We start from the raw sequence: 25,618 nt of genomic DNA on the forward strand, positions 1-25,618 counted from the left end.
ATCCCCTGCACCTTATTAATAGAAAAGAATAAGTGATTTTGTACGGCAGCTTCAATCAGTTTATCCCCGTCGTTGACGAAGTGGTCACTTCTGACGAATGAAAAGTGGCATAGCCTGTCGCTAACGACATTGAAGGCTTTGTTCTTAAACTGGCTTATCGAGTTCAATGGCGAATTGCAAACGTCAGCTTCTGGCACAATGCGGCCTGTCAGCTTAGGTTAAGCCCTGTGCAGTAACAGTGCCAGATCAAGTTTGAGCTAATACAACTAACTATAACAGGTGAGCTGTTATTCAAAATAGCTTACTGGTGCCCTGATTGCCTCAGCGTTTTCTTACTGCTTTTGCAAACGCTGCACTGACACACTTATCTCCACTGGGGACAGACCATTCCCGCAACAAATCACCCAACCTCCCCTCGATTTCTGCCTCATCGAGCGAGTCGTCTTCATCCTTAACAGAAGGCCACCCATGATCCTCAATATAGGGACGTAAATCTTTAATGAGGTCACTTATAGCATCCGTCTTCGTTTTCCATCCCCCGGGTCGCGCTCCCAGTAATTTTATCACCTCCTCTTTAATACCGTTAAAACGTGCCGCTTTCCTTTTCCCGCCAAAAGCAGAATTGAGTTTATGTTGCTCCTTGAGATTTTTAGCTGCTGCAGTTGCACAGCGGTTCAGACCACACTCCAGAAGAGCAATGGCATTCTGCATCAATTGCACCGCATGATCGGGATCCGATTTCAGAATCGCCTTCCCTTGCGCCCAGGTTTGTTGAGCATCAGCCAGATTGCCCCTGATGCCTTTTTCTACCCATGCAGAACGACTGAATACTTTAAGGTAGCGCCGCCAGTTTTTCTCTCCCTGCTGGCAGGCCAGTGCCTGTGCTAAATCTTTAGAGCTGGTTTGCCTCCCTGTGTTTATCACCACAATAAGTTCAACATCTTCTGTCACCCTTGTTCTTGCAATATGTTTCTGTTTGATCCCTAGATGAAAGCATAGTGCTTTTTTTTTCTTCCGGTATCTGCTTAATAATTCTTCAAATAAAAGGTTTTCTTTAACATCAGCCATTCATAACTCCCAGATTCTGAATGATAGCTTTCATGCGGAAACAGATTGTCTTCTCTGACATGGTAGATATCTCAGGGCCAAAACCCCGGCCCTGAACTCATCGAACCAGATACAAGGCAGCTTTTGGTCCAGTATTTACAACTTTCACAAATAATCAGGTCTGACATCAACAAAAAACGGTGAAAATCGCCCAAAATAAATCTCTACCACATTGTAATAAAAGATTTTTTCCAATACCTTCACTACGGACATACTCTCCCCTTTTCCTGCCTTGTAAGATCGCATCCATACTGAGACAAAGAGAGACAAACATACATGGCTGCACAAAATCTCAAGGTACTACGCATCCGTGCCGTTGTGAACAAACTCGGCATAGCTCGTTCAACCATTTACGACTGGATCAATCCGAAGTCACCACGCTACGACGCAACCTTTCCAAAGCAACGCAGACTGGGCATGCAATCTGTCGGCTGGTTTGAATCGGAACTGGATGAGTGGTTGTTAAAACGTCATCAGGCATCATCGACAGATATTGCCTAGCATCCATAAATAAGAGCATTAACAATGCATTAGATTAATGCATTAAATTGCTAGTGTATTTCAGTCTCATTTGAGACAAATACATCTTAATTACTAACGATATATTAAGAAACACTATCAATTATGCTCATGATTAGTGAGCAATTGATTATTTATCATCCAAAAATATTGAATGTAATAAGAGTCTTATTATGGCTATTTGTAAAAGAAATAATTGTAATCTCTCAATAGGTGATTTACCAGGTGAGCGTAAATTGCGCTTATGCCCAAAACATTATCAGGGTAAGCTATCTAATGCAGCTAAAAGAGCCCAAAGGTGGGGTCTGACGTGCCAGTACCCGCCCTGTGGTATAAGTCTGTCTGGTACCCGCAATCAACGGTATTGTTGTATTGAGCATCGTAACAAAGACAGAAGACTTATAGATGACGATGCCATTGTCAGTCTGGTAAAACATTCTTACTGGATTAACGTAGAATCAATGCTGAAGAATAATCCCCTCGGGCTGGGGAGTATCAACTGCCCTGATGACATCGCTGAACTTATCAGGTTATACGAGCGTAAAGCAGCTCACCAGAAAGCATATAACACGATCAATGGCCGCAGGGTGACTGACTCAAAGGGGCTGGCAATAAAACGCTTAACGCCCTGGCTGGAGTTAGAACTGTGCCATATTTATCCTAATTCTAAAGGAGGAGCTAATATCACACGTAACATTATTATCGCTCCGTCACTGATTAACAGAATGATGAAAGACTCAGTGCCTGTTTGTAACACAAGAGGAACATTCAGCGGCATAAAAGCGGCAGGCTTATCCCTGTCTGTTGAATCAACGCTATTGAAAGCACTCACAGAGAAATATGGAGCATTTGAAATACAGGAAGCATTATCTCCTGTAAAGAATGTGACATTTGCTGATCCTGGTATACCACGCAGACTGTTTGGCACAGATATTTATGCTTATCCACCTTTATTGAAACTTTTAAAGGAGGAATCATCGCGCCTGGAGCTCTGGGATTTAAGGGAATCTATTAATCATATTGAAAGTAGTCACTGGCTGTCAGCTGGCCCTGCAAATGAGTTATTTGCAGTCGCAGCTTTTCATGCCATGTTAAATGGGGATAAAGATAACTTACTTGAGATATTTTCCGGGCTGCACGAAGACGTAACGGAGCGAGCCAGGCGAAAAGAAAGATTGATTCATGCATATTACCAAAACGTACTTGAGGATTATATGGCTCGCTATTTTGGTCTTGACTTGAATAATCAGGAAGCCTGCGTTTTATTTTACAATACATATTTCACAGCACCACCACTTGATAAAGATGGGGTTTTGGTTATATCTCCTCATTTCTGACGCTAAGCGGGGATCAGGAGTGGGTCTCCCGATGCAGATAGCTAAGACCGGCCTTATTTCTGCAAAATAGTGGACAAAACCGACCTGTTGTTAACATAAAGAAGTCAGATTTAACAAATTCGGACGGCAACATCGTCACGTGCTTTACCACCTAAACCAGATGGGTACTTGCCTGGTATCTTACTTTGCAAGATCTGGCATTTATATTTCCTTTATAAAATCACAAATAGACTATCGCAATGAAATGTAAATCTACGTTAACGACCAGGCTAAAGGATATGGGTTACCAGACCTCTCCAAAAAACACACAATAAAACTCAAGGGGGACTCATTAAGATTTTATAAATATATAATTACCATGAACCAGTACAAAGCAGGAAAATAACCGAAATCAAAAGCCCCCCTCATTATACTGACAATACCCAGATACAACAAAATTATTATAGTCGGGGTAATACTGTATATTTCAAGACACACGCTGTCCGAATTCATTAGCATGGAGCATATATTAACCATTCCCGGTGACACATCCGTGCAGCAGTCCCTTTTACAGTGTGACTTCATATCACACTGACTGAGGGCGGATAATGGCTGTCTACCGTAACGATGCAGATTTACATTTGCTGGGCCAGTGCAGCAATGAAGAGCTGCAATTGCTGATTTCCATCCTGACCACTGACCCACGCGACGGCGACACCCGCTGGACAGAAAGCCTGACCAGTTCTCCGGAATACCGTCTGCTGGCACCGGACCATCGCCGCTACTGGCAACTGATAGCCGCTGAGCTTCAGCGCTATGGCGCGAATACCTTAATGAGTATGGCCCGTTTTGGGCAGGGCGTGGTTTACCGGGAAATTCTCGAAGATGTCTGCAAAAAACTCGATGTTAACTACAACACGAAAAGCGCTACTGAAACCATTGAGCTCGCCCTGTTAATGAAGGTTCTGGAGAAAAGCCTGTCTCAGATGACGCAGGAAGAGCTGTCTGCTTTTTCCCGCACAATGCAGCTTGACCTGACCAACCCGACGCCTCAGCTCATCATCATGGCGGTACAGGCAGCGATACGGACTTCCTCTCTGGCGGCACTGGAGCTTGCTACTGTGATGTCTGCAGGCATCATTACCTCACTGGGTGGCATTGCTACCTGGGGCACTGTGGTCGTGGCGTCAAGGGCTATGTCTGTCATTGCCGGTCCCGTTGCCATTGCACTCAGTTCAGCATGGATGATTTCCGACATTACCGGTCCGGCCTACCGGGTAACCATACCCGCATGCATGATCGTGGCCTGGCTCCGTCAGCAACATATTTCCCGTTAATCCACTTTGGCCGACCGATGGCGGGTCCGGCTATTTTCTGCAGGGAGCAGTTACCATGCCTGAACAGGAACACCGTTATGACCGGTTAGCCAGTCGTCTCGCCATACTGGTCAGCCGCCTCTTTATGGGCGAAACGCTCAGTGTCAGGCAACTCGCGCAGGAATTTGGCGTATCTGAACGCACTGTACAGCGAGACCTGCGTGAACGTCTGCGCTATATCGACACAGAATATATCGACGGAAACGTCAGCCTCCGTGATGCACGAGGACCTTTTCGCACCAACAATGATATTCTGCGTTTTGCCCGAATAACCAGCGTTGCACATTATTTTCCGGCTCTTGATCCTAAGCTGCTTTCAGTACTCCTTGATAGTGGTCAGGACTCTCCCTGCATCATCTGGAATGATCCTCCGCAACAGGCCCCTGCATTATTTGGCGGTTTTCAGATCATCGTTCAGGCCATCATCCGTCATCGCCTTATCCACTTCCTGCATCAGGAACGCCAACAGCCATCAGTCGCACCTTACAGGCTCATTTGCCACGACGGAGAGTGGTATCTGGTGGCTGTCTCGAAGGATCGCATTCAGGTTTTTACCCTCTCAACAATTACCGATGTGGTGATGACTGTCAGCAGTTTTGTACGGAACAGACATATCGACCACATCATGCAGGATCCGAGGTTTATGCGTGCGCTTCCTCATTTTAATTACATCAGCGGAATTATTCATAAATAAGTTTATTTCTCTGACGTTGCATTAAAAAACAAGGTGAAAAATGTCTGCTCACCCGACCACATTAAAAAATCTATTAACCAATACGAAGGAACCTGAAATGAAAACGTACAAATCAGCGATATTTATTATTATCGTTTTCACCCTGACAGGGTGTGGGGATAATTTCTCGTGTGAAAACGAGGAGGTATTAAAATCAGTTAATGAGGCTATAGTCAGTAGCGCTGTAAATGAACGCGACTTCAGAACATTTCGCCCATACAGTCAGTCAGGCCTGACTGGCAAGGCAGTGACGGTAGACTGGGATACCCCCCTGACTATTGACAGCAATCCGAATGCTAAATCGTTAACCTGTAAGGTTCGCTTGACCGCTATGTTATCTGATGATGAAACTAGCCGTTTAAAACAGAGGATTGATGACATTACCCACAGGGCGGAGAGCGAGCCCGGCTACGAGAGTAATAAAGGATTTATTGCAAATGTGAATAAAGCAGCAATGGATATGGCAAGAACCAGACAGGTCACAGGCACAATAGAATATAACCTCTATCAGTCAAAGGGACATCCTGTCACTGAAGTCGGTAATACGCCAGAGAACAGTCAGACAATTAAGGATATTGGCGATAAGTTATTACGCCCGGTGGCAAGAGTTTATGCTGCTCAGGGGGGAGAGCTGGCATTAAATGATTTTTATTCTGTCGATATAATGTCCATGTTTCGCACACGATAAGAAAGGCGTAACAAACCGGGTTTAAATGCTGTGATTACGAATTTAAATCATCGGTAATCATTAAGGAGAAACCATGAAAATATTATTAGCTGTTACACTCACCGCTGAGATACTGAGTGCTGTACCCACAGCGTTTGCCGTTCCCAATATCTGGCATTCAGGCTTCGGCATGGGCATGTCCGAATACATCATCACCAGCCCGCAGCATACCGGACTCAACATCAGTTGTACCAGTAATCCCGATGAGAACCAGGTGCTCCAGCACAGCGTACTGGTCACCCTGCCGGATGGACGCACCCTCAGTTCACAGGATGACGGTACCGCTATTACGCTCGTCACCGGTGGCGAACAGTATGGTGTGCCTGCTTCCCTGGGCTGGCGTAATGGGGATAATGCCTGGGTATCATTCATTGATGCTGTCAAAAAAGCAACATCATTTGAAGTCTGGGTTAACGACAAAAAAGTAGCCAGTTTCACACCCTCAGCCAGTAATGTTCATAAGGTGCTTGCTGATATGTCAGCTTGTACCTCCCTCACGGCGGATTAGCATCAACTCCATACACCGTCCCAGCACCCGTTTCGTCTGAAACGGGTGCTCTCACATTCCCATGGATTTCGTTTTGCATGCCACCTTACGGTGGCGTTGAGGCTTTCCTATGCCCTTTTTAAAAATTCTAATCACTGCCTTAGGTCAGGTGCTGACCTGGTGCGGCGGGCATCAGGCCCGGCAGTATATTGAAATCCGCTTCCGTCAGGCTGGCTACGATGACAGCAGCATTGATACGGCCAGAGAAGCTGTCACGTTGCTGGTTACTGCACTTATCACCGCCCTGATGGCGCAGATACTTAAGATTCTGGATACGCTGTAGTCCCGCCCGCCCTATCCGTTCATTGAGAACAACACATCCAGCCCCTGCCTCCTCACGGAGCAGGGGCTTTTGCTTTTATGCCTTCAGATTAATCAGATGAGGAATCAACTATGCGATTAGCCAGCCGTTTTGGTCGGGTGAACCAGATTCGCCGTGACCGTCCCTTAACCCACGAAGAACTGATGCAGCATGTCCCCAGCGTCTTCGGGGAAGACAAGCACGACTCCAGAAGCGAAAAGTACACCTACATACCCACGATCACCCTGCTGGAGAACCTTAAACGCGAAGGGTTCCGGCCATTCTTTGCCTGTCAGTCACGAGTGCGCGACCAGAGCCGACGGGAACATACAAAGCATATGCTGCGCCTGCGTCGTGCCGGTCAGATAAACGGTCAGCAGGTGCCGGAAATCATCATTCTGAATTCGCACGATGGCGCGTCGAGTTTTCAGTTACTGCCGGGGATATTCCGAAGTGTCTGCACTAATTCGCTCGTCTGCGGACAGTCGTTTGGCGAGATCCGCGTGCCACACAGGGGGGATGTCGTCGGGAAGGTGATTGAGGGTGCCTATGAGGTGCTCAGCGTCTTTGACCGGATGGAAGAGAAACGTGACGCTATGCAGTCCCTGCAACTCCCGCCACCAGCACAGCATGCACTTGCTAAAGCGGCGCTGGCCTACCGTTTTGGGGAAGAGTACCAGCCAGTGACTGAATCGCAAATCCTTGCACCTCGCCGCTGGCAGGACGAGAGCGATGACCTGTGGACTACCTACCAGCGCATTCAGGAAAACCTGCTGAAAGGCGGGCTAAGTGGCCGTACCGCGCAGGGTAAACGTACTCATACCCGCGCAGTAAACGGGATTGATGGCGACGTTAAGTTAAACCGTGCGCTCTGGGTGATGGCCGAAAACATGATGGGCCTGTTGGGCGGGTAATAACCCGCGCCCCGCCACCGAAATCAATCCCCGGCCCGAGTCTTCCATTCAACATCTCCATGCATAAGGAAAAATTAACATGACCGACATGATTAATATTAACGATAAAAATCAGCTACCTCTGCAGGCTGACGATAACGGTTCTGCACATGCTCTGACAGCCGCGCCTGTACCAGACGAACAGCGTGTGGAGTTCTGGCCGCAGCACTTTGGAAACATCCCGCAGTGGATAACCCTTGAACCGCAGGTCTTTGCTTGGATGGATCGGTTCTGCGCTGACTACAGCGGCGGTGTCTGGAATTTTTATACTCTCAGCAACGGCGGGGCCTTCATGGTTCCGGAAACGGACAACGATGTCTTCTGGTCGCTGTTCAACGCCATGAACGGCAACGCCTCAGACATGAGCGCCGAAGCTGCAGGGATTGCAGTCTGTCTTATCGCTTACAGTCATCACGCTTGCCGCACGGAATGCGACTCCATGACGGAACATTACTGGCGTCTGCGTGACTATGCGCTGAACCACGCAGAATGCAGCGCCATCATGCGCATTATCGACTGAGCATCCCGCCATGCCGTATAAACTGTCTCACCTTAATGCCCTGTGGGATACGCTGAGGAATACAACGGTCAGGGATGAGGACGGTGACCTTGTGACCGACGAACCCTTCCTGCATTTCCTGACGGGTACCCCTCTCTTCCATATCTGGTGATGGTTTGAATCCCTGCACGACGAGTTCGTCGTTGCCGAAAAACTGTACAACACATCTCCTCCCAACGCGTCAACAGACAGGAAAAGCAAATGAATATCACCACGTGTCCCCCTGACAGCGGGGGAATATCTCCCACCGCGCAGCGCACCATCAGACGCGCTCTGACCCTGCTGGAACGCCAGTTACGCGAGCCCGGCGAGGCATTTACCTCCAGCCATGCAGTTCGCGACTGGCTTCGCCTGCAGCTCGCCACACTGGAGCGTGAAGTAATCATGGTGCTCTTCCTCGATAACCAGCATCGTCTTATTGCCCATGAAACGCTCTTCACCGGCACCATCAACCATACGCAGGTACATCCCCGTGAAGTGATAAAGGCAGCACTGAAATACAACGCGGCTGCCATCGTGCTTTCACACAATCATCCGTCAGGTTATGCCGAACCCAGCCATGCCGACAGATTGCTTACTGACCATCTGAAGCAGGCACTTAAACTCGTGGATATCTGTCTGCTGGACCACCTGGTAGTGGGAGGCATGGACATCGTCTCGTTTGCCGAGCGTGGCTGGCTTTAGGGAGAGAATAACGATGAAAATCATCAGCAAACGTCAGGCAATGGCGATATACCGCCAGCATTCTGAGTCCCGGCTGTTTCGCTTCTGTACCGGGAAATATAAGTGGTCCGGCAGTATCTGCCATTACTACGGCAGGGAAGTGCAGGATATCCGGGGTGTACTGGCCGTGTTTGCTGAACGTCGACAGGACCGCAACGGTCCGTATGTGATCCTGCGCAGCGTCACCCTGAATTAACTCACCGTTAAGGAGTACTTACATGCAGAAAGCAACCCGTGTAATCAAACATAACATCGCGGAACCCTGGTGGGGCCTCAGACGCAACGTCACGCCATGTTTTGGTGCCCGGCTGGTACAGGAGGGTAACCGCCTGCATTACCTTGCTGACCGCGCCAGCACCACCGGGACATTTAATGACGCAGATTTACGCCATCTGGACCAGGCATTTCCGTTACTGATGAAGCAGATGGAGCTCATGCTGACCAGCAGCGAACTCATGCCCCGCATTCAGCGCTGCATCACGCTCCATGCAAAAGGGCTGATATGTAAGGCCGATACGCTCGGTTCCTGTGGCTATTTGTATATCGTAATTTATCCGGCGTCTGCAACAACCGCATAAACCCCGGACGCTTTTCCTTCGTCAAAAGAGTGCAAACCATGCAAATACAATCCCTGCCCCCTCAAAGGGCGGCATCGTCACGTCTGTCATCAGTCAAAATCTGGCAAAAATTACTGGAGTATCTGCTGGAGCAACACTACGGCCTTACCCTCAACGACACACCGTTTGGCAACGACAGTGTGATCCAGAAACACATTGATGCGGGAATCTCACTGTGTGACGCTGTGAATTTTATCGTGGAAAAGTACGACCTGGTGCGTACTGACCGTCACGGCTTCAGCGTGAAAGAGCAGTCTCCGTTTATCGGCAGCCTTGATATGCTCCGAGACCGGAAGGCTACCGGGCTGATGACCCGCAAGGGATATAAAACCGTTACTGACATCACAGGTGGCAGATTCAGCGGAGGGAAATAATGACGTTAGCCCTGATCGTTGACGCCAACACCGTCAGCGATCAGCCCCTCAGGTACCAGTACAAAGACTGGCGCTTTTATCAGATCTCCATTAGTTGAAAAAGATGTTCGCTCAGACAGCGCGTATGGTGGTAACACCTTAACGGAGATATCCGTCTGAGGTAGAAGAGGGTGTGGCAGGACGCCGCCAGAACATCAGGGGCCGTATCGTCTGTCAGGATGGGGCTTAATTCCGGGGCGTTCAGTAAAATGAAACATTTCTCCGGGAGCATACCGTCGACATTCCTTTCGGAAAATAACCGCCCAGATACAGTAACACGGCCAGCAGGCGAAACTGTCGGGTGAGTACCGTTTCAGTGTCCCGGTAATGTGCGGCTATCCACAGGCATTCCCGCAGCATAAACCGTCGGGTCCGTCGGGTGAGGTCACCGCCTTTATCATACCAGTGTTCGACGATATCCCTGGCGGAGCGAATGGAGTCATCACCCGTTGTCGCAGTTTGCCACGACCGCGCCAGAAGCGTTGCGATATCCATGGATTAACGCCGCACCTGCGAAACGGCTGCGGGAGTATTGCGGACACCAGGCAGATAAATATTGCGGACCAGCTTCAGGAGGAAAAAGACATCGCTCAGGTTGCTCACGCCGGATACCAGATGGCGAAAGGCTATCCGCGCACGAAAACGCGCCCGGACCGCCAGCCGGTCATTCACCCTGCGCCGGTACAGACCCAGAAAATGGCGGCTTTCCACCAGCGCATGCCTGACCAGCGCTCGTCTGACAGATCGGTACTGCGTCTGTGTACTGAGTGCCAGAATATCTGCAATCACGTCGCAATAGCTGAACGCGCGGATATCGTAATAATCCGGGCGGTGGGTAATTGACGCCGGGTTATTCACCCACAGGTAATCCTGTCTGTCAGAGAAATAAAATCGGCCATCTGCGGCGGCAAGCTGTATCGTCCAGAGAATGTCCTTGTGGCTTTTCCCTTCCTGGAATCGCAGGTCATGCTCGCGAATATACGCTGAACGGATTATCTGCAGCCACAGATAATGCGGCCATTCCCTCTGACTGACGCAATGGCGTATCCACTGCTGACCCGTCAGCGTCTGACCGTAAGGCTGTCTGCGGTGAACGGTATGCCGCAGATGTCCGGCGCTGTCTGTATGCCGGGCATTGAAAAGGACGACATCGGCCTGTGCTTCGCGGGCTGTGCGCAGCCGCTCCTGCAGAAAATCTGCCGCAACCCGGTCATCCGCATCCAGGAACACCCCCCATTCACCACGGTGAATCGCCAGTGCAGCATTACGGGCAGCATACACGCCCTGATTTTCCTGACGAATGAGAATAAGCCGTTCATCTGTAATGGCGCTGAGTAGCGTCCATGTTTCGTCGGTTGAACCGTCATCCACAACAATGATTTCAGTACTGAGCGTTGTTTCGCCAAGCAGTGTATGGACCAGAGCCCCGATGCTGTCAACTGCATTGAAGGCAGGAATGATGACGCTGATATCGATGTTGATTTTCATTGATCAAAGGGAATGTAAACAGAGGGAAGCTTCAGAGTTGTTACCCCATCAGAGGCAATAACCTGCCGGGTACGAAACATTGTCAGGAAGAGCGTCCCGGTGATTTTCGTGCTGGTGTGGACACCACTCGTTTTTCTCTGATTTCCAGGTTAACCACCATCAGACAGCCATCGCAAAATTCTTTATCCAGCCCGAAAATACGGTCCAGAATGCTTCTTTTCTTGTTACATCGGGCACATCTTTTCATTCCATCACCTGCTGTCGCATTCCCATGCCGTGCCCGCAGGACAAAAGAAGGGCGCCCACCAGAAGACAGGAAATAAACTAATAAACAATACGTTAAATGAATTGCTGGGAATTTAGCACAGGCACTAGCGTGCCGGATAATTCATTTTGCAGATCAATTTTATAAAATCGATCGGTTTAATCGATCATCTTTTTCACTCTGCTTTACACGCCATCCGTGTGCCTGCATACCCTATCGGAGCGTTCGGTTTGTCGAGCTGTAAAGGATGCTATGCCTGCTGGATAGTCAAACCATTCCCGATAACTGACATCATGTGGAAGAGAAAATATACAAAAATTATTATCGCTTTGAATGGCAGCTATAAGCGAGAAGCGGACCTTCAAATCCGAACAGGTTCAATTGATTAACCTTGGTTGTCAGTTACGCCATCGTTAACATGAAGCCGATCGAATAATCCCCTGTCCCATTTTTTACAAATACGCAGTGGCAAGAAAGATGGATTCTGGCTCGTGACAAGTAGAGTTGTTCATTTGTATAAAGAGACTTCGCCTTCAGGACGCGTTTTGAACCTGCGATGCATCCACAGGTATTGCTCAGGGGCACGGAGAATTTCACGCTCGATGATCTTGTTCATATAAGCCGCTGCGGCGACCTTGTCTTCCCCTGGATAGCCTGATAACGGATTGCTGATATACATGTGATAACCTTTTTTATCGCTACGTCGAATCATGCTAAGTGTGATCAAGGGTGCACCAGCGAGTTTTGAAAGGGCATACGTTCCGTTCGTCGTTGCTGCTTTTTTTACCGAGAAAAAAGGTGCAAAAACGCTTCCTTTAGACCCATAATCCTGGTCTGGTGCAAACCAAACGGCTTCACCAGCTTTTAGCGCATGAACAAAACCAGATAAATTACGTCGATTAATCATAGCTTTATTTGAACGCATACGCCCTTTTGTCTGTACCCATTCCATTAATGGATCATTGTGTGGGCGATACGTTGCCATCATAGGATGGCATAACCCCATTACTCTTCCACACAACTCAAGGGACATAAAATGAATCCCGACAACCATTACTCCTCTTGTCGCACCGGTCAGGTTTTCAAGCCCTTCGACATCAAACCATTTTTTGACTCTCGCATCGCTCCAGAACCAGGCCATTCCTGTTTCCATCAGTCCCAGCCCGAGAGAAACAAAGTTTTTATTGACCATCTGGCTCCGGGCAAACGGTGTCATCTCGGGAAAGCACAGTTCGATATTTCTAATCGCAATCCGTTCCCGGCGTTTCAGAAAGGGTCTGGATATTTTTCCAAGGCCAGAGCCCAGAATATGTAAAACCGGGTAAGGAAGTTGAACGAGAAGCCACAGCAGACCCAAACCAGACCAGGTAAGCCAGTGGCGAGGATGAAGTAAATTATGAGTAAAAGTCTGTGCCATAAATTTCCTTAATGCTAATGAAGGTTATAACGCAAAAGGAAAACAATGAGGCAATTCGTCTTTAGCGATACATTTTGTTTTAGATAATTTAAATTCATCTAAATTCAGGAAAAAATATTTTTCAATGACTGGTGAATAATTTAAAGAGCCAAGGGTGAATTGTAAGCCAGCAAATTTATTCTGTTATAAATCCATGGTTTTATCATTGATACTCAAGGAATTGTCTTCTTGATTCATCATCATCAAGGTACTCAAAAGAAAGAAGCCGAATTTTGGTAAGTTTATAAAACCACTCACAATCGTTTCGTTGAATAATTTCGCCTGGTTTGAAACATATCCCGGATGCCACCCGAATAATCGCATATTTACCATTACTAAACCTGACCCGGTGAATACAGAAAGGTTGGCCAGGCTGTCCGTGACAGCTGTTCGACATGATATGCCCTTCAATAAAAACAGATTTTTTAGATTTCATTATCATACCCTCGACAACAGCAGTACAGGAGGAATGTTGTCATTTTCCGACATCACTGACGTTAAGTGATCAGCCGCCGATACACCAGCATTCTGAAGGTCTGAACAACAGTCCGCAGGCAGGGCACTCAAGAACCGCATCTTTTCTTAGTTTACCTGCTTTCTGATCGGCTCTGTGTGCACATACCGGGCAGGCAACATGAACCGGTCTTTCTTTAAAATACCTGAGCCCATTTGTATAAGACATAAATAATTCTCTGAGGAATACAGTAATTATTATACGCTTTAATATAAAAATAACTGGCATAAGTTATGTTAAGTTGTGTCTGAATCAGGATATCAGATATTGAAAATTGAACGTCTTATTTATGATACACTACCCTTCCGTGAGAAATTTAAGATGAAATCAGAAGACACCCTTGACTGGTATCCGGCACAACTACCGCCTGTGAAAATTATTCTTGGCGAAGCCGTGCTGGCTGTGGGTAAACAGGGCCGACCGATTAATACCCGCACCTTGCTGGAATACCTTCAGGTCATGCAGGACAAACAAAAAAGGCGGGATGACAAAATCGCCATGCAGACTGCGATTGATGTTCTCAGGGATAATCAGCGCATTAACGGCAGACGTTAATGCACCTCCGGGATCAGTGTCAGTTCTGAATGATCTCAACCGTATGGTTTTGTCCATCATCCTTCAGCGGTATTCTGTCATCAGGGAGGAGAACACCATCCAGCGTCACGCAATATTCTGCATCGCCGCGTGAAACACTAATCTGATAATGGCTTTCACCATATTGATATGCCATAGAAAAAGACGACCACTCATCCGGTAACCTGGCATGAACACTAAAGTCAGTGCCGGAACGTTTTATCCCCAGTAATTCCTCGGTAAGTAAACGCCAGGCCCAGCCTGCGGAACCGGTATACCAGCTCCACCCTGCACGTCCGGTATGGGGAGCGACGCTGTAGACATCAGCACTCATGACATAAGGCTCAGCTTTATAAATCCCGACAGAGTCCGCATTCAGGGTATGATTTATAGGGTTGAGCATTGACCAGAGTTGCCAGGCTCGTCCGGCATTCCCCATTCGGGCAAAGGCCATCACTGCCCAGATGGCGCCATGCGTATACTGCCCTCCGTTTTCCCGCACGCCGGGCAGGTACCCCTGTATGTAGCCCGGATTTGGACCGTGTCCGTCGAAAGGAGGCGTTAACAGTTTGATCAGCCCTCCTTCGTTATCCACAAGGTGCTTATCCAGCGCCTGCATGGCCTTTGCGCACCGTCCCGGGCTCGCGGCGCCGGACAATACAGACCAGCTCTGCGCAATCGCATCAATCCGGCAGTCCTGTGAGGTTTTCGATCCCAGGGGAGTACCATCGTCAAAATACCCGCGCCGGTACCATTCCCCATCCCAGGCGTGGGCTTCGAGATTACTTTGCAGGCGCAGAGCCTGTGAACGGCACATCGCGGCGACGCTTTCATCCAGCCTGCGCTCCGCCAGCGCTGCAAACCGCTGCAAAATGTCGTACAGGAAGAAGCCCAGCCAGACGCTTTCACCTTTGCCTTCGATACCCACCCGGTTCATCCCGTCATTCCAGTCACCAGCCCCCATCAGCGGCAGGCCATGCTCCCCGAAGCGAAGTCCATAGTGAATAGCTTTGACGCAGTGTAACCAGAGTGTCTCTTCGGTGCCGCTGATGACCGGCGTGTCATAGACAGACTCTTCACCAGGCTGAAGCGAGCGTCCCTCCAGATAAGGAATGCGTATTTCCAGTGCATCCATATCCCCCGTCGTTTCAACATAGTGGCAAACAGCAAGCGGCAGCCAAAGATAGTCATCGGAACAGCGGGTACGCACACCGTTGCCGTGTGGCGGGTGCCACCAGTGCTGCACATCCCCCTCGATAAACTGCCGTGATGCACAGAGTATTATCTGTTCACGCATCCGGTCCGGAGCAGCGTGGCTCAGAGCCAGCGTATCCTGCAGCTGATCGCGAAAACCAAATGCACCGCCAGACTGATAGTAGCCACTCCGGGCCATAAGACGGCAGGCGACCGTCTGATACAACAGCCAGCCATTAACCAGTAAATTTACGGACGTGTCGGGGGTGTTAACTACGATTTTATCGAGAACATTGTGCCAGTGATTATGAATCCGGTTCAGCTCCTGGCGGACCGTATCCTCGTTCATGTAGCGGGCCAGCGTCTCCTGAGCACAAACATCATTCTCCTCTGCGCCGAGGATAAAAATAAACGTCCTCTGGTCCCCGTCAATTAATGTAACCGCCGATTGCACCGCTCCGCAGGGATCCAGACCGGCCCCCGTCTTACCAGAAAGCTTTTGCAGTTTCATAGCCGAAGGGGCGTGAAGGGAACCATTACGGCCAATAAACTCCCGGCGGTCCCCTGTCAGAGAACAGTCATTACCGCTGACGGCAAAAAATGTAGTTCGGCCGCCACCATTATCACCATAAAAGTTATTCGCAAGTATCCCGCAGCCGCCGGGCGTTCTGGCCACATGTGTCACAATGTGAGGGGCTGAGCGCGTTAGTGTTTCTCCGAGCGTCCACTCTACATAGCCTGTGACGGAAAGTTGACGTGTCCGTCCCGAAGAGTTACTGAGCGTCAGGAGCACCAGTTTAACCGGATCTTCTTCAGCAACCAGGACCGTCAACTCGCTGTCTATACCACTCTCACGATGGGCAAAAACGCTGTAGCCAAAACCATGGCGGGTCAGGTAATCACCGTGTCCGCGAACAGGTAAAGCCGTCGGCGACCAGCACTCCCCGCTCTCTTCATCGCGCAGGTAAAATGCCTCGCCGCTGCGATCGCTCACCGGATCGTTCTCCCACGGCGTCAACCGGTATTCATGGGCATTCTCATACCAGGTATAGGCCTGCCCTGCCTCTGAGATCACACTGCCAAAACGAGAATTTGCCAGTATGTTCGACCAGGGAGCCGGTGTAAGCGCATTTTCCCGAAGGACGATCTGATACTCCCGCCCATCCTGAGAAAATCCACCGTACCCATTGAAATGGCATAACTGACTGGTATCAGGGCTCCAGTCCGTATGTTGATTACGCTCGCGCACAGCACGCGGAATGAATGCCCTTGCCGGCGATTTCAGGGTATGAATACGCTGGTTAAGCTGCTCATTAATCCCCCCTGCGCGGTCATCAAGATAAAGACAGGCCACGCTCATCAAAAGCAACTTATCCTCAGCGGAGAGATGCTCACCGTTGCGGACAAAAAGCCCGCCCTTTTTATCCAGCAGACTGGCTTCAGACCCGGCATAAATTAACTCCATAATCTGATTTTGTAATCCCTGCTGGTAGCCGCCGGGGCTGTTATTCAGGATAACTAAATCAACATCCAGCCCTTTCTGTCTCCAGTAACGGTGTGCCTGAATCAGTGTGGTCACTGAGGTGATACTTTCCTCGCTGGTTATACTCAGCAGCACTATCGGCAGATCCCCTGAAATTGCCCAGCCCCACAGTCCGGACTGGCCACGCCGGTTGCGGCCGATCACCTGGCCTTCGGCGCGCAGCTCCTGGACAGGGTAAAGCACAGCGCTGGCGAGACTATTGAACAACGTGGCATCATCTTCACTGGCGTTCATCTGGCGCAATACCACCAGACTGTGAGACCAGGCCAGTTCAAAGACGCGATCGGCGATAGGGTAATCGCGATATTTCTCCAGCAACGCCAGGCTCTGCTGACGGGTCTCGCTGATGCCATAAATGATATCAATCGTAACCGGCTGCCCCGGCTGCAGAATAATGGCGTTGCGAATTGCCAGTATCGGATCCAGCACCGAGCCCGACGTGTTGCCTAGCATCCCTCCCGTCTCTATTGCCTGTGCATTCGTAGGGTTTCTGCCACGTCCAATAAACCTTGCCCTGTCCGTTTCAAACGACACGTTATGTCGGTTATCGCCGTGCACCACCATCATGTGAAACAGGCAAGGGCCCGGTTCATCCGGTGAGCGCGGGCGCCGGTGGCAAAGAATAGCGTCACGCTCAGGAGCCAGCTCAGTCTGAATAAACAAATTGCTGAATGCCGGGTGTGCCAGATCGCTGGCATCAGGTGCCAGTACCACTTCAGCATAGGTTGTCAGCTCCAGAGAGCGAGGCTTGCGACCACGATGAATCAGTGTGAGCCGTCGCAATTCAACATCATCCTCCGGAGAGATCACCACCTGAGTTTTGACGCTGAGTCCCCCTAAGCTGCGTCTGAATTCTGCCCCCGCATCGGTGAACAACACTTCCTCGTCTTGTCCGCTGGTGTAGCCTGTTGGTTGCCAGGTATTGCTCCACACATCTCCCGTCTGGGTATCGCGGATGTAGCAGAATGCTCCCCAGTTATCACGGGTGGTATCACTGCGCCAGCGCGTTAGTGCAATATCATTCCAGCGACTGTAACCGCCGCCGCCCGCGGTCAACATCAGATGATAATGGCCGTTGGACAGGAGTTGAATATCCGGGGCGGGGGTATCCACGCTATAGAAAATACGGGGTTCATAGCGAACGGGTTTGACCATGCCCTCATGAGATTCAAAATGACGGCGCGGACTGTACAGATCGACCGCATCCGGCACGCGCTCCTGTAACAGCAGACTCGCTGACCGGAATACCGTACTGGACATAAAGCGTTCAGTCATGGGGGCATCAAGCAGCACATGAGCCAGCGCCTGAAATGCCATACCCTGATGATGCGCCATCCAGGACTGTACCACCGCATAGAGCTGACCGGTTGCAAGACGTGAGGGGGTATAGTCCAGCGCTTCATAAAAACCGTATTCTCCGCATGCACCATTTTTTTGCAGCCTGAACAGGTTCTCACAAGCTTTCTGCGGGGAAACCATCAGCGCCAGCAGCGTGGCGTAAGGAGCGACAACCATGTCATCGGCAAGTCCCCTGCGTAGACCGAGCCCCGGTACGCCAAATGCCTGATACTGATAATTATGCTGAACATCAAAAGCATGATAGCCAGACTCTGAAACACCCCATGGTACCCCGCGTTCTTTCCCCCAGTGAATCTGGCGCATAACCGCCGACTGACTCATTTCATCGAGCAGGCTGCCGGGCCAGGTGGGCATCACCAGATTCGGCATCAGATATTCAAACATGGATCCGCTCCATGACATCAGGGCAGTTTCATTATCAATCGTGGTAAACAATCGACCCAGCGCGTACCAGCTTTTAAGAGGCAGCTGATTAGTCGCAATGGCAAGAAAACTGGTCAGGCGGATTTCAGACGGCAGGAGATCGTAGTGGCTCTTGTCAGGCATATTGGTGTCACAGTTATAACCGACGCTGAGCAGACTGGTTGCTTCACTGTACAGAAAGGCGAAATCCATCCGGGCATGCTCATCCAGCCGCTGTTCCAGCTCGGTGATAATATTGAGTCGCATTCGGGCCTGCTCCGCCACTGACGCCGGAGGCGTTCCTGTACCGGTTAATGTCGGACGGGCAAGCTCGCTCAGCGTCGGCAGCGTCTGTTCATTCCAGGATGCAGGCAACCAGCCAAGCAACAGAGACCACTCATGGCAAAGCTGAACCAGTTGATGCTCCAGATGTCCAGCCCAGCGCATCTGAAGAGGAGATCCCTGATGACATGCGCTGGTCAGATGGTTGCACTGGGTGCGCATGCTTTTCAGTTCGCTGAAAAGCGCCTGCGGAGAGAGCGACACCGCGTTCAGGCAATGCTTGCGCAGCAGTCTCAGGCTGTCAGGTGGGTTCTTACCCCACTGTTTTTCCAGAATATCCAGCGTATCGTTCAGTCCTGCCAGTATCTGTTGGTTGCTTAAAACAGGCTGATGACGCATGGCGGACAGGCCTGCACGCAGGGTCAATAAATGCCCGGCCATATTGCCGCTGTCGACGCTGGAGATATAGCGTGGACTGAGGGGGACCAGCGTACGGGTGTCATACCAGTTGTAGAGATGGCCCCGGTAGTGCTCCATTTTATCCATCGTGTCGAGCGTGAGCGACACGCGCCGGAGCACCTCTCCGCCAGGCAGGTAGCCAAAGTCCCATGCCGTCAGGTTAGCCATAAGTGAAAGACCAATATTGGTAGGAGAAGTTCGGTGTGCCACCGTCGGTTGTGGTATTTCCTGATAATTATCAGGCGGAAGCCAGTTCTCTTTTGCTGTGGCAAATGTTTCAAAAAAAGCCCAGATTTCACGGCTTGTCTGGCGTAACAGCTGTTTTTGTTCCTGATTAGGCGAAAAAACCTTTCGCACGGGCTGGCGACTCAGCCAGCTCATCAGCAGCGGTGCCACACACCATACCAAACCGATCGGTAACGCAATCCCCAGCAGCTGTGGGGCAAATTGTCCGGTCAGTATTGTCAGCGCCACGCCACCGGCAGCGTTCAGCCACATCGCCTGATAAAAACGTGCAACAGTGGGTCTGGCCTGACTGCTGTCCTGGCTGTGGCTGACCCACTGGCTGAGGTGACGCCTGCTTATCCCCAGTCGCCATAGCGTCACGGCGATCGCTTTCAGCGAATATCCGGCTTCGTGCGGCAGTATCGCAAAATTAAGGCTGATACCTGACAGACGCTTTAGCGCGCCCGCCCCCACCAGTAACAGATGCGACTTCACGCGGCGACGCAGAGGTTTATGCAGAAGGTCGTGGCTAATGCAGAGGATGGCTGGCAACAACCATATCAGCAACAGTATGCCCAGCCAGTAAACCGGATTGGGTACCCAAAGCAGAGTGAAGAACAGCAATATCAGTAAGGAGGGGGCGACCAGACTGCGACGTAGATTATCGAGTAATTTCCAGTAAGAAAGCGCGGTCAGCGGATTCCTGACCCGGGTTCCATCGGCTTTTCTGACGCGTGGTTTTAGCCAGTTAAGCAGTTGCCAGTCACCCCGGATCCAGCGTGAACGTCGTGCAACATCCGACAGATAATTATTAGGGTACTGTTCGTACAGTAACACCTCGCTCAGCAGACCCGAACGTGCATAGCATCCTTCAAGCAGATCGTGGCTGAGTACCAGATTTTCCGGGCAGATGTTCGTAGTGGCCTGCATAAAAATATCAACATCGTAAATCCCTTTGCCCACAAACGAGCCTTCCCCAAAGAGATCCTGATAAATATCCGAAGACATCATCGAATAAGGGTTATTGCCCGGTACGCTGCTGCGCAGGGCTGCGTAACGCCCCTGACCGTTGCGTGGTATCTCCTCCGCAAGACCGGGCTGTAAAATACCGAATCCTTTGACAACCCTCTGGCGTACCGGATCATACTCAGGCGTATTCAGCGGATGCGCCATCGTCGCGACGAGTTTGTGTGCCGTATCGCGCGGGAGCACCGTATCGCTGTCCAGGGTAATGACGTATTTTATGTGACCCGGTAAAAGGTGGGCAGGCATCTCTGCAACGCTGACGAATTGCGTTCCGGGATGGCGCAACCAGCTGTTCAGTAACGCCAGTTTTCCCCGCTTGCGTTCATAGCCCATCCACGCGCCTTCCGAGGGGTTCCATTCAGGCTGGCGATGTAACAGATAAAAACGTGGTCTGCCGGAGGGGTAGCGGCGATTAAGCGCCTGCGTATCGGCGATAGCCTGTCTGAGCAGTGCGTGACTTTCCGGCGAGGGTTCATTTTCAGAATCAGCAAAATCAGTGAGCAGCGCGAACCTGAGATTTTCGTTTTCATTCCCCAACCAGCAGACTTCAAGACTGGTGAGGAGCTGGCTGAAACTTTCGTGGCTGGTCAACATGCAGGGAATGACTAACATGGTGGCACTGTCAGCGGGAATACCGGCTGAAAAATCCATCCCCGGCAAGGGTCGAGGAACGCGAAAACGGGTGGTTGCATCACTGAGCAAATCGCTCATTAACTGAGTTAATGCGATAATCAGAGGTAATATCACCGCGATCAATAGCCAGTCTGCGCCCTGCATGGCGGTTTCGTGCAATATTGCTGCGGTCGCTGCGGTTGTCAGCAACGCCAGGCTTCCAAGCCATGACAGCAGGGTTATTCTGTTGAAACTGTGCCGCAAGCGTATGAGCCTTGAGGCGTCTGCCAGGAGATGAATATCCAGCGCCTGTCGACCTTCGCCCGCAAGATAATAACCAACATGATGTTCCGGTGTATCAGGCGCTTTTTCCTCTGAAAACGCCAGCGCCTTCTCAGCAACCTCAGGCTCGCTGAGACCGCTGTCTCTGGCCAGAACCTCAACTACGTGCCGGTAATGATCCCGGGTATTGAAATGCATCCGGGGATAGATGCCGGCAGGATCATTGCGTAATGCCTGTTCGACAACGCTTATCGTTTCGGCGAAATCAGCCCAGTCCGTTTCACTCAATAAACGCAGGCCCGCGATGCTGTTACTGACGGACAGCTGGCTGGCGGCAAGCTGCTGATTGAAACTATGTATGAGAACGTCAGTGGTGATCCCCTGTTCCCGAAGGCACTGATCAACCCAGGTCAGAGGTAACGACAGCGCGTTGCCATGCCCCTGCAGGCGCCGCACCAGCTCTGCGACAAACGCACTGGTTAACGGAGGTCGGAAGCGCGCCATATCGGCAACCACCATGATTAAATCACCAGGCGCACTCTCTGCACATTCGACAATCCTTGTTATCCACGTATCAGCAAGGTTTCTGTCCTGCTGCGCTTTTATCACTTCCATACTGATACGACGAAGATTTTCAATCAGCGCAAGGCGCAGCATTCCCGGTAACGCCCAGACTTCACCCAGCGTCAGCGGCGTCACCTGTTGATAGGCAGTGAGATAGCTGGTCAGGCTGGCGGCATCCCAGCGGCCATCGCCGTGAGCAATGGCCTCTGATGCAATATGATAAATTCGTGGGCAATTCAACGGCGATACCAGCGACGGAAGACCTTTGCCAAAGCTTTTCGGCAGATGCTGGCGGACAGTGCGGATTTGTTCCTCAATCAGATAATAATTGTCCAGCAGCCATTCACCGGCGGGCATGATACTGGTCTTTTTACCCGCGTTAAGCTCATAGCAGTTTTGGGTAATGACGGCCTCATTGTCGCCAAGCCGTTTCAGAAGATAATAAGGATGCCTATCCGGTGATACTTTATGAGTCCGCGCCAGCTTCTGGCCGTAGCGTTCCATCTGGACGGTCGAAAAGAGTTCTGACCGCGGCGAGCTTTCACCGGCAGGATCGTTCGCCGAAAACGTTATGTTTTCGGCAGCATTCATCAGAATACGGGAGCGGTTAAACCACGCTCTGGGGATCATTTTCATAGCATTGCTCTGATGCGACGTTAGCGCGCAGGAGCAGTTGCGAAATCAGTTCAGAAACGTTCTCTCAGGATGGGCGTCAGGCATCAGGGATTTAACAGCTGCCGGAATCTAACATAAGTATAGGACATGAGCTCTGTTCTGCGATTTTGGTCGAGCTAGCGTCGGGAGATAAACAGAGCCTTACATCCGGGGCAAAGCATGGTTTGGTTGAGCCGGATTTTTGACAACGGTTGTACTGATTTTAAGCCACAAACAGGACAGGCAGCAGTGGCAGTAGACGCACTGCTGAAGAATTTCATTGCGTAATTGATAACAGACATAACCATTAACCTTTCAATGAATGAGCTTCACCGTACCACATGTGGTTAAGTTTTAATCTATCTATTTTGACATACTGAAAATCAGGAAAGATAAATGTTCGCAGCCACAGGCCCCCTGAGACCGTTTATCCGGCAAGACTCTATGCGGCTTCCAGGGATGAGTAATTCTGATTAGCGAGAGTTAACGGCTGAAATGTGAAGCAGAACGTCTTTTCGTCCATCAGATGGGATGATGAGGCCTTTACCACTAAGAATATCAAAGCTTTTGACAATTCCTGTCATTTTATGGGACAAGTCAATTCCTTATTGAAAACACTTAAAGACTATACATTGAAAATGGCATTCAGCCACTTTTATTTTCCCTACAGGACCTCTGGACGGCTAAAAGATAATTTGCTTATATCGATTCCCTGTGTCTTAATGAATCCCATCAGTTCGATGTACTAATGAAAGTTAGAAATTTTCCGGGCAGTTCTCATTACCAGGTGCTATCGTTGATATCCCCTCTTTTGAGTCCATACGTTTAATCTTATACGTTTACTATCAATACAATCATGTATAACGGAGTCAGTATGACCTCGAGAATTATGGGCCTGGTTAAATGGTTTAACGAAGTCAAAGGTTTTGGCTTCATCTCTCCTCTTGATGGCAGCAAAGATATCTTTGTCCATTTGTCTGCACTTAATGGCGACAACTTTAAAACTTTATTTGAAGGTCAGAAAGTTGAATTCGCCATTCACCGCGGAGACAAGGGTCCTGTTGCTGCAAATGTAACACTTTGCGATAAATAAATCATTGTGGGTCTGCGATAACGATGAAGGATTATTCCTGAGTAGACAGATCCATAACTTAAATCAGATGAAAGTCGTTTATTCTTAATATCTGATCAGCATATTTTTCAAAATTATGAGTATGCTAAGCGATGTGATGAAGTGCAGTACTACTGCATAAAAAGTCTAAAAGCACAAGCTAACCACATGTTAAATAAGAAGTGCGTAATGGCTTTGACCTTAATGGCATCTGCCAGTTAATATCCACGAGAGAACAGGGTAATAGAATATGATTAAAGTCCTTGTTTTCTTTAATGCTGAATCCTGTAAAGTCATGACCGTTCTGGAAGGTATATCCTCTATCAGGCAGGAATATCCAAACGGTGAAGAAACACATCTTCGGATTATGTCTGCAGGTTTTCCTTCCTTAACTGGCGATCATGGTATTGTTTACGTGGCTACTGACAGGGAGTTAACGTCACAGGAGATACTTGATGCGGCCAGGAAATATTTATAGAATTTTTGTCATGCTCTCTGCTCCACGTTTAATTGCATGCTTACCCTATTTATCAGAATCGAACAAAAAATGAGTTAAAAGCATTTATGGCCTGCTAACAGCAGGCTTTTTTTTACATTACACTTTTTTAGAAACGTCTCTATAAAGAGAGAGTAATTCGCTACCCTCTGACAAAATGCAGGTGTCTCCCCCCTGCGTGCCATCTTGCCATTTGTGAAAACCTTGCTAAGTGGCGGCGCTGTCTCTCCTCATTTTAAATCTCATCAGGTGTGACTGAAGCAATAAGTTATGAGGGTATAAAAAGGCTCTCCGGATGACTCCTGGCATCATAGTTTTAAGTACCTTCAAAAATGCATGGACATTTCGTAGGAGTTGTAATTTAGTTCTTGCACATTCTTCTTAATTTTGTCTTGCGATAAGAGATTTATATAAGTAGTCTAAACCTCGTTAATAACAATATGTACCAATCGGATAAAAATGCTCAGTAAGAAAAATCGGGTTGATGAGCAACCGTCGACATTGGTATTTGCTGAACAACGAAAAAACTTTAAAAGGTCTCTTTATGTCAGATGCTCTTACACAGTTAAACAATATCCGTACCTTACGTTCTCAGACTCGTGAAATGTCATTAGATGTACTGGAAGATGTTCTGGAAAAGTTTAAAATTATTCTTATAGAACGACGAGAAGAAGAGACATTACGTCTTGCAAATGAAAGTCAGCGCCGCGATAAACTGGAAACACTTCGTCAGATGATGCTTGATGAGGGTATCGACCCCTCCGAACTTTTAGCTGCTATTGGCTCTCCGGGTAAGGCTAAAAGGACGCGCTCCCCCCGCCCCGCGAAGTATCGATATACTGACGAAACTGGAGAGTCAAAAACATGGTCAGGTCAGGGGCGAATGCCGAAGCGGATCTCAAATCTGATTGCTGAAGGTGGAGAATTAAAAGATTTCGAAATCAGCTAAAAAAGAGCCGGGCATACCCGGCTCTTTTTACGGATAGCCCACAACCATCCTTAGAGGATCGTCGAGAAGCATCTGGTTCGTAACCGGCTTCAACAAGGTGTTTCATGAAGAGATTATGTTGCGCTATAAACTGGGTAAAGAAGGTATTAATGGTGACATTACGCAGTTGTAATGCAGCCAACACCACAGTTTTTCCTCTCATAGCATAATGCGGACGGGGTTAGTAGGCTGGAGGTCTTTAGTGAACGGCAAGCGGACGCCCTCGTAGATTAA

At 49.4% G+C, this 25,618-nt stretch carries 26 protein-coding genes and 1 pseudogene; 18 read left to right on the forward strand and 9 right to left on the reverse strand.

The window, feature by feature from the left end:
• Positions 1-321: 321 nt before the first annotated feature.
• The gene (locus BM007_RS08930) at positions 322-1,068 is read right to left on the reverse strand and encodes a hypothetical protein (protein ID WP_032938000.1); all 747 of its coding nucleotides are present in this window, start codon (positions 1,066-1,068) and stop codon (positions 322-324) included.
• 315 nt (positions 1,069-1,383) lie between these two features.
• Between BM007_RS08930 and BM007_RS08935 the strand changes: the two genes are divergently transcribed.
• From BM007_RS08935 to BM007_RS09000, 14 genes are all read left to right on the forward strand, one after another.
• A complete protein-coding gene (locus BM007_RS08935; protein ID WP_032938002.1) occupies positions 1,384-1,608 on the forward strand; it encodes a helix-turn-helix transcriptional regulator in 225 nt (74 codons plus the stop codon).
• A gap of 191 nt (positions 1,609-1,799) precedes the next feature.
• Positions 1,800-2,963 (forward strand): hypothetical protein, encoded by a 1,164-nt coding sequence (locus BM007_RS08940; protein WP_233619447.1) that lies wholly within the window; start codon positions 1,800-1,802, stop codon positions 2,961-2,963.
• 587 nt (positions 2,964-3,550) lie between these two features.
• Positions 3,551-4,279 (forward strand): DUF3944 domain-containing protein, encoded by a 729-nt coding sequence (locus BM007_RS08945; protein WP_032938014.1) that lies wholly within the window; start codon positions 3,551-3,553, stop codon positions 4,277-4,279.
• A gap of 55 nt (positions 4,280-4,334) precedes the next feature.
• Positions 4,335-5,012 carry a helix-turn-helix transcriptional regulator gene (locus tag BM007_RS08950; RefSeq protein WP_032938016.1) on the forward strand — a complete coding sequence of 226 codons (678 nt, stop codon included), beginning with the start codon at positions 4,335-4,337 and terminating at the stop codon, positions 5,010-5,012.
• A 97-nt stretch (positions 5,013-5,109) separates the two neighbouring features.
• On the forward strand, positions 5,110-5,739 hold the full coding sequence (locus tag BM007_RS08955) for a hypothetical protein (protein ID WP_032938019.1): 630 nt from the start codon (positions 5,110-5,112) through the stop codon (positions 5,737-5,739).
• 73 nt (positions 5,740-5,812) lie between these two features.
• The gene (locus BM007_RS08960) at positions 5,813-6,286 is read left to right on the forward strand and encodes a hypothetical protein (RefSeq protein ID WP_090418277.1); all 474 of its coding nucleotides are present in this window, start codon (positions 5,813-5,815) and stop codon (positions 6,284-6,286) included.
• 109 nt (positions 6,287-6,395) lie between these two features.
• Positions 6,396-6,608 (forward strand): hypothetical protein, encoded by a 213-nt coding sequence (locus tag BM007_RS08965; protein WP_032938024.1) that lies wholly within the window; start codon positions 6,396-6,398, stop codon positions 6,606-6,608.
• 110 nt (positions 6,609-6,718) lie between these two features.
• The gene (locus BM007_RS08970) at positions 6,719-7,540 is read left to right on the forward strand and encodes a DUF932 domain-containing protein (RefSeq protein WP_039077576.1); all 822 of its coding nucleotides are present in this window, start codon (positions 6,719-6,721) and stop codon (positions 7,538-7,540) included.
• Positions 7,541-7,619: 79 nt separating this feature from the next.
• Positions 7,620-8,099 (forward strand): antirestriction protein, encoded by a 480-nt coding sequence (locus BM007_RS08975; protein ID WP_075206252.1) that lies wholly within the window; start codon positions 7,620-7,622, stop codon positions 8,097-8,099.
• A gap of 10 nt (positions 8,100-8,109) precedes the next feature.
• Positions 8,110-8,250, forward strand: a complete 141-nt coding sequence (locus BM007_RS23410; protein WP_227010060.1) for a hypothetical protein — start codon at positions 8,110-8,112, stop codon at positions 8,248-8,250.
• A gap of 89 nt (positions 8,251-8,339) precedes the next feature.
• On the forward strand, positions 8,340-8,822 hold the full coding sequence (radC, locus tag BM007_RS08985) for a RadC family protein (RefSeq protein ID WP_032938026.1): 483 nt from the start codon (positions 8,340-8,342) through the stop codon (positions 8,820-8,822).
• Positions 8,823-8,835: 13 nt separating this feature from the next.
• Entirely contained in the window at positions 8,836-9,057 is a 222-nt protein-coding gene (locus BM007_RS08990) for a DUF987 domain-containing protein (RefSeq protein WP_032938028.1), read from the forward strand.
• 22 nt (positions 9,058-9,079) lie between these two features.
• Positions 9,080-9,439: a type IV toxin-antitoxin system YeeU family antitoxin gene (locus BM007_RS08995; protein ID WP_032938030.1), complete on the forward strand. Its 360-nt coding sequence runs from the start codon at positions 9,080-9,082 to the stop codon at positions 9,437-9,439.
• Positions 9,440-9,477: 38 nt separating this feature from the next.
• The gene (locus BM007_RS09000; RefSeq protein WP_032938032.1) at positions 9,478-9,852 is read left to right on the forward strand and encodes a TA system toxin CbtA family protein; all 375 of its coding nucleotides are present in this window, start codon (positions 9,478-9,480) and stop codon (positions 9,850-9,852) included.
• Positions 9,853-10,092: 240 nt separating this feature from the next.
• Here BM007_RS09000 and BM007_RS23415 read toward each other — a convergent pair whose 3' ends face one another.
• From BM007_RS23415 to BM007_RS23550, 5 genes are all read right to left on the reverse strand, one after another.
• Positions 10,093-10,386, reverse strand: coding sequence for a hypothetical protein (locus BM007_RS23415; protein ID WP_227010061.1), 294 nt, complete (start codon positions 10,384-10,386; stop codon positions 10,093-10,095).
• 3 nt (positions 10,387-10,389) lie between these two features.
• Positions 10,390-11,379, reverse strand: a complete 990-nt coding sequence (locus tag BM007_RS09010; protein ID WP_032938035.1) for a glycosyltransferase — start codon at positions 11,377-11,379, stop codon at positions 10,390-10,392.
• Between the two features lie 773 nt (positions 11,380-12,152).
• Positions 12,153-13,061, reverse strand: coding sequence for a kdo(2)-lipid IV(A) palmitoleoyltransferase (gene lpxP, locus BM007_RS09020; protein WP_032938037.1), 909 nt, complete (start codon positions 13,059-13,061; stop codon positions 12,153-12,155).
• Positions 13,062-13,263: 202 nt separating this feature from the next.
• Positions 13,264-13,536, reverse strand: coding sequence for a hypothetical protein (locus BM007_RS23215; RefSeq protein ID WP_016247220.1), 273 nt, complete (start codon positions 13,534-13,536; stop codon positions 13,264-13,266).
• 69 nt (positions 13,537-13,605) lie between these two features.
• Positions 13,606-13,842 carry a YnfU family zinc-binding protein gene (locus BM007_RS23550; protein WP_350308983.1) on the reverse strand — a complete coding sequence of 79 codons (237 nt, stop codon included), beginning with the start codon at positions 13,840-13,842 and terminating at the stop codon, positions 13,606-13,608.
• A 93-nt stretch (positions 13,843-13,935) separates the two neighbouring features.
• Here BM007_RS23550 and BM007_RS09030 point away from each other — a divergent pair, with 93 nt between their 5' ends.
• A complete protein-coding gene (locus BM007_RS09030) occupies positions 13,936-14,169 on the forward strand; it encodes a hypothetical protein (protein ID WP_004132711.1) in 234 nt (77 codons plus the stop codon).
• A 19-nt stretch (positions 14,170-14,188) separates the two neighbouring features.
• On the opposite strand, the gene BM007_RS09035 is transcribed toward BM007_RS09030, so the two are convergent.
• The 3 genes and pseudogenes from BM007_RS09035 to cspF form a co-directional block, all read right to left on the reverse strand.
• Entirely contained in the window at positions 14,189-22,771 is an 8,583-nt protein-coding gene (locus BM007_RS09035; RefSeq protein WP_049102035.1) for a GH36-type glycosyl hydrolase domain-containing protein, read from the reverse strand.
• A 155-nt stretch (positions 22,772-22,926) separates the two neighbouring features.
• Complete coding sequence (locus BM007_RS23265) at positions 22,927-23,097, reverse strand: YnfU family zinc-binding protein (RefSeq protein WP_305955329.1); 171 nt, start codon at positions 23,095-23,097, stop codon at positions 22,927-22,929.
• 75 nt (positions 23,098-23,172) lie between these two features.
• A pseudogene (gene cspF / locus BM007_RS09040) lies at positions 23,173-23,385 on the reverse strand (cold shock-like protein CspF).
• A gap of 278 nt (positions 23,386-23,663) precedes the next feature.
• Here cspF and BM007_RS09045 point away from each other — a divergent pair.
• The 3 genes from BM007_RS09045 (at position 23,664) to BM007_RS09055 (ending at position 25,345) form a co-directional block, all read left to right on the forward strand.
• The gene (locus BM007_RS09045; protein ID WP_032938040.1) at positions 23,664-23,882 is read left to right on the forward strand and encodes a cold shock domain-containing protein; all 219 of its coding nucleotides are present in this window, start codon (positions 23,664-23,666) and stop codon (positions 23,880-23,882) included.
• A 268-nt stretch (positions 23,883-24,150) separates the two neighbouring features.
• Entirely contained in the window at positions 24,151-24,378 is a 228-nt protein-coding gene (locus BM007_RS09050; protein WP_010434226.1) for a hypothetical protein, read from the forward strand.
• A gap of 562 nt (positions 24,379-24,940) precedes the next feature.
• Positions 24,941-25,345, forward strand: a complete 405-nt coding sequence (locus BM007_RS09055) for an H-NS family histone-like protein (protein WP_024274587.1) — start codon at positions 24,941-24,943, stop codon at positions 25,343-25,345.
• The last annotated feature ends 273 nt before the right edge of the window (positions 25,346-25,618 follow it).

Source organism: Enterobacter sp. NFIX59 (assembly GCF_900113755.1).
GTDB classification, from domain to species: Bacteria; Pseudomonadota; Gammaproteobacteria; order Enterobacterales; family Enterobacteriaceae; genus Enterobacter; species Enterobacter pseudoroggenkampii.

What these genes read in the sequence shown, in the direction of transcription:
- BM007_RS23215 (WP_016247220.1), bottom strand. Translation starts at nt 13,536, where the DNA reads ATGAAATCTAAAAAATCTGTTTTTATTGAAGGGCATATCATGTCGAAC.
- BM007_RS09045 (WP_032938040.1), top strand. Translation starts at nt 23,664, where the DNA reads ATGACCTCGAGAATTATGGGCCTGGTTAAATGGTTTAACGAAGTCAAA.
- BM007_RS08940 (WP_233619447.1), top strand. Translation starts at nt 1,800, where the DNA reads ATGGCTATTTGTAAAAGAAATAATTGTAATCTCTCAATAGGTGATTTA.
- BM007_RS08955 (WP_032938019.1), top strand. Translation starts at nt 5,110, where the DNA reads ATGAAAACGTACAAATCAGCGATATTTATTATTATCGTTTTCACCCTG.
- BM007_RS09050 (WP_010434226.1), top strand. Translation starts at nt 24,151, where the DNA reads ATGATTAAAGTCCTTGTTTTCTTTAATGCTGAATCCTGTAAAGTCATG.
- BM007_RS09010 (WP_032938035.1), bottom strand. Translation starts at nt 11,379, where the DNA reads ATGAAAATCAACATCGATATCAGCGTCATCATTCCTGCCTTCAATGCA.
- BM007_RS08930 (WP_032938000.1), bottom strand. Translation starts at nt 1,068, where the DNA reads ATGGCTGATGTTAAAGAAAACCTTTTATTTGAAGAATTATTAAGCAGA.
- BM007_RS08970 (WP_039077576.1), top strand. Translation starts at nt 6,719, where the DNA reads ATGCGATTAGCCAGCCGTTTTGGTCGGGTGAACCAGATTCGCCGTGAC.
- BM007_RS08935 (WP_032938002.1), top strand. Translation starts at nt 1,384, where the DNA reads ATGGCTGCACAAAATCTCAAGGTACTACGCATCCGTGCCGTTGTGAAC.
- BM007_RS23415 (WP_227010061.1), bottom strand. Translation starts at nt 10,386, where the DNA reads ATGGATATCGCAACGCTTCTGGCGCGGTCGTGGCAAACTGCGACAACG.
- BM007_RS23265 (WP_305955329.1), bottom strand. Translation starts at nt 23,097, where the DNA reads ATGGTTATGTCTGTTATCAATTACGCAATGAAATTCTTCAGCAGTGCG.
- lpxP (WP_032938037.1), bottom strand. Translation starts at nt 13,061, where the DNA reads ATGGCACAGACTTTTACTCATAATTTACTTCATCCTCGCCACTGGCTT.
- BM007_RS08960 (WP_090418277.1), top strand. Translation starts at nt 5,813, where the DNA reads ATGAAAATATTATTAGCTGTTACACTCACCGCTGAGATACTGAGTGCT.
- BM007_RS08990 (WP_032938028.1), top strand. Translation starts at nt 8,836, where the DNA reads ATGAAAATCATCAGCAAACGTCAGGCAATGGCGATATACCGCCAGCAT.
- BM007_RS09035 (WP_049102035.1), bottom strand. Translation starts at nt 22,771, where the DNA reads ATGAAAATGATCCCCAGAGCGTGGTTTAACCGCTCCCGTATTCTGATG.
- BM007_RS09055 (WP_024274587.1), top strand. Translation starts at nt 24,941, where the DNA reads ATGTCAGATGCTCTTACACAGTTAAACAATATCCGTACCTTACGTTCT.
- BM007_RS08945 (WP_032938014.1), top strand. Translation starts at nt 3,551, where the DNA reads ATGGCTGTCTACCGTAACGATGCAGATTTACATTTGCTGGGCCAGTGC.
- BM007_RS08965 (WP_032938024.1), top strand. Translation starts at nt 6,396, where the DNA reads ATGCCCTTTTTAAAAATTCTAATCACTGCCTTAGGTCAGGTGCTGACC.
- BM007_RS08950 (WP_032938016.1), top strand. Translation starts at nt 4,335, where the DNA reads ATGCCTGAACAGGAACACCGTTATGACCGGTTAGCCAGTCGTCTCGCC.
- BM007_RS08975 (WP_075206252.1), top strand. Translation starts at nt 7,620, where the DNA reads ATGACCGACATGATTAATATTAACGATAAAAATCAGCTACCTCTGCAG.
- BM007_RS09000 (WP_032938032.1), top strand. Translation starts at nt 9,478, where the DNA reads ATGCAAATACAATCCCTGCCCCCTCAAAGGGCGGCATCGTCACGTCTG.
- BM007_RS23550 (WP_350308983.1), bottom strand. Translation starts at nt 13,842, where the DNA reads ATGCCAGTTATTTTTATATTAAAGCGTATAATAATTACTGTATTCCTC.
- radC (WP_032938026.1), top strand. Translation starts at nt 8,340, where the DNA reads ATGAATATCACCACGTGTCCCCCTGACAGCGGGGGAATATCTCCCACC.
- BM007_RS23410 (WP_227010060.1), top strand. Translation starts at nt 8,110, where the DNA reads ATGCCGTATAAACTGTCTCACCTTAATGCCCTGTGGGATACGCTGAGG.
- BM007_RS08995 (WP_032938030.1), top strand. Translation starts at nt 9,080, where the DNA reads ATGCAGAAAGCAACCCGTGTAATCAAACATAACATCGCGGAACCCTGG.
- BM007_RS09030 (WP_004132711.1), top strand. Translation starts at nt 13,936, where the DNA reads ATGAAATCAGAAGACACCCTTGACTGGTATCCGGCACAACTACCGCCT.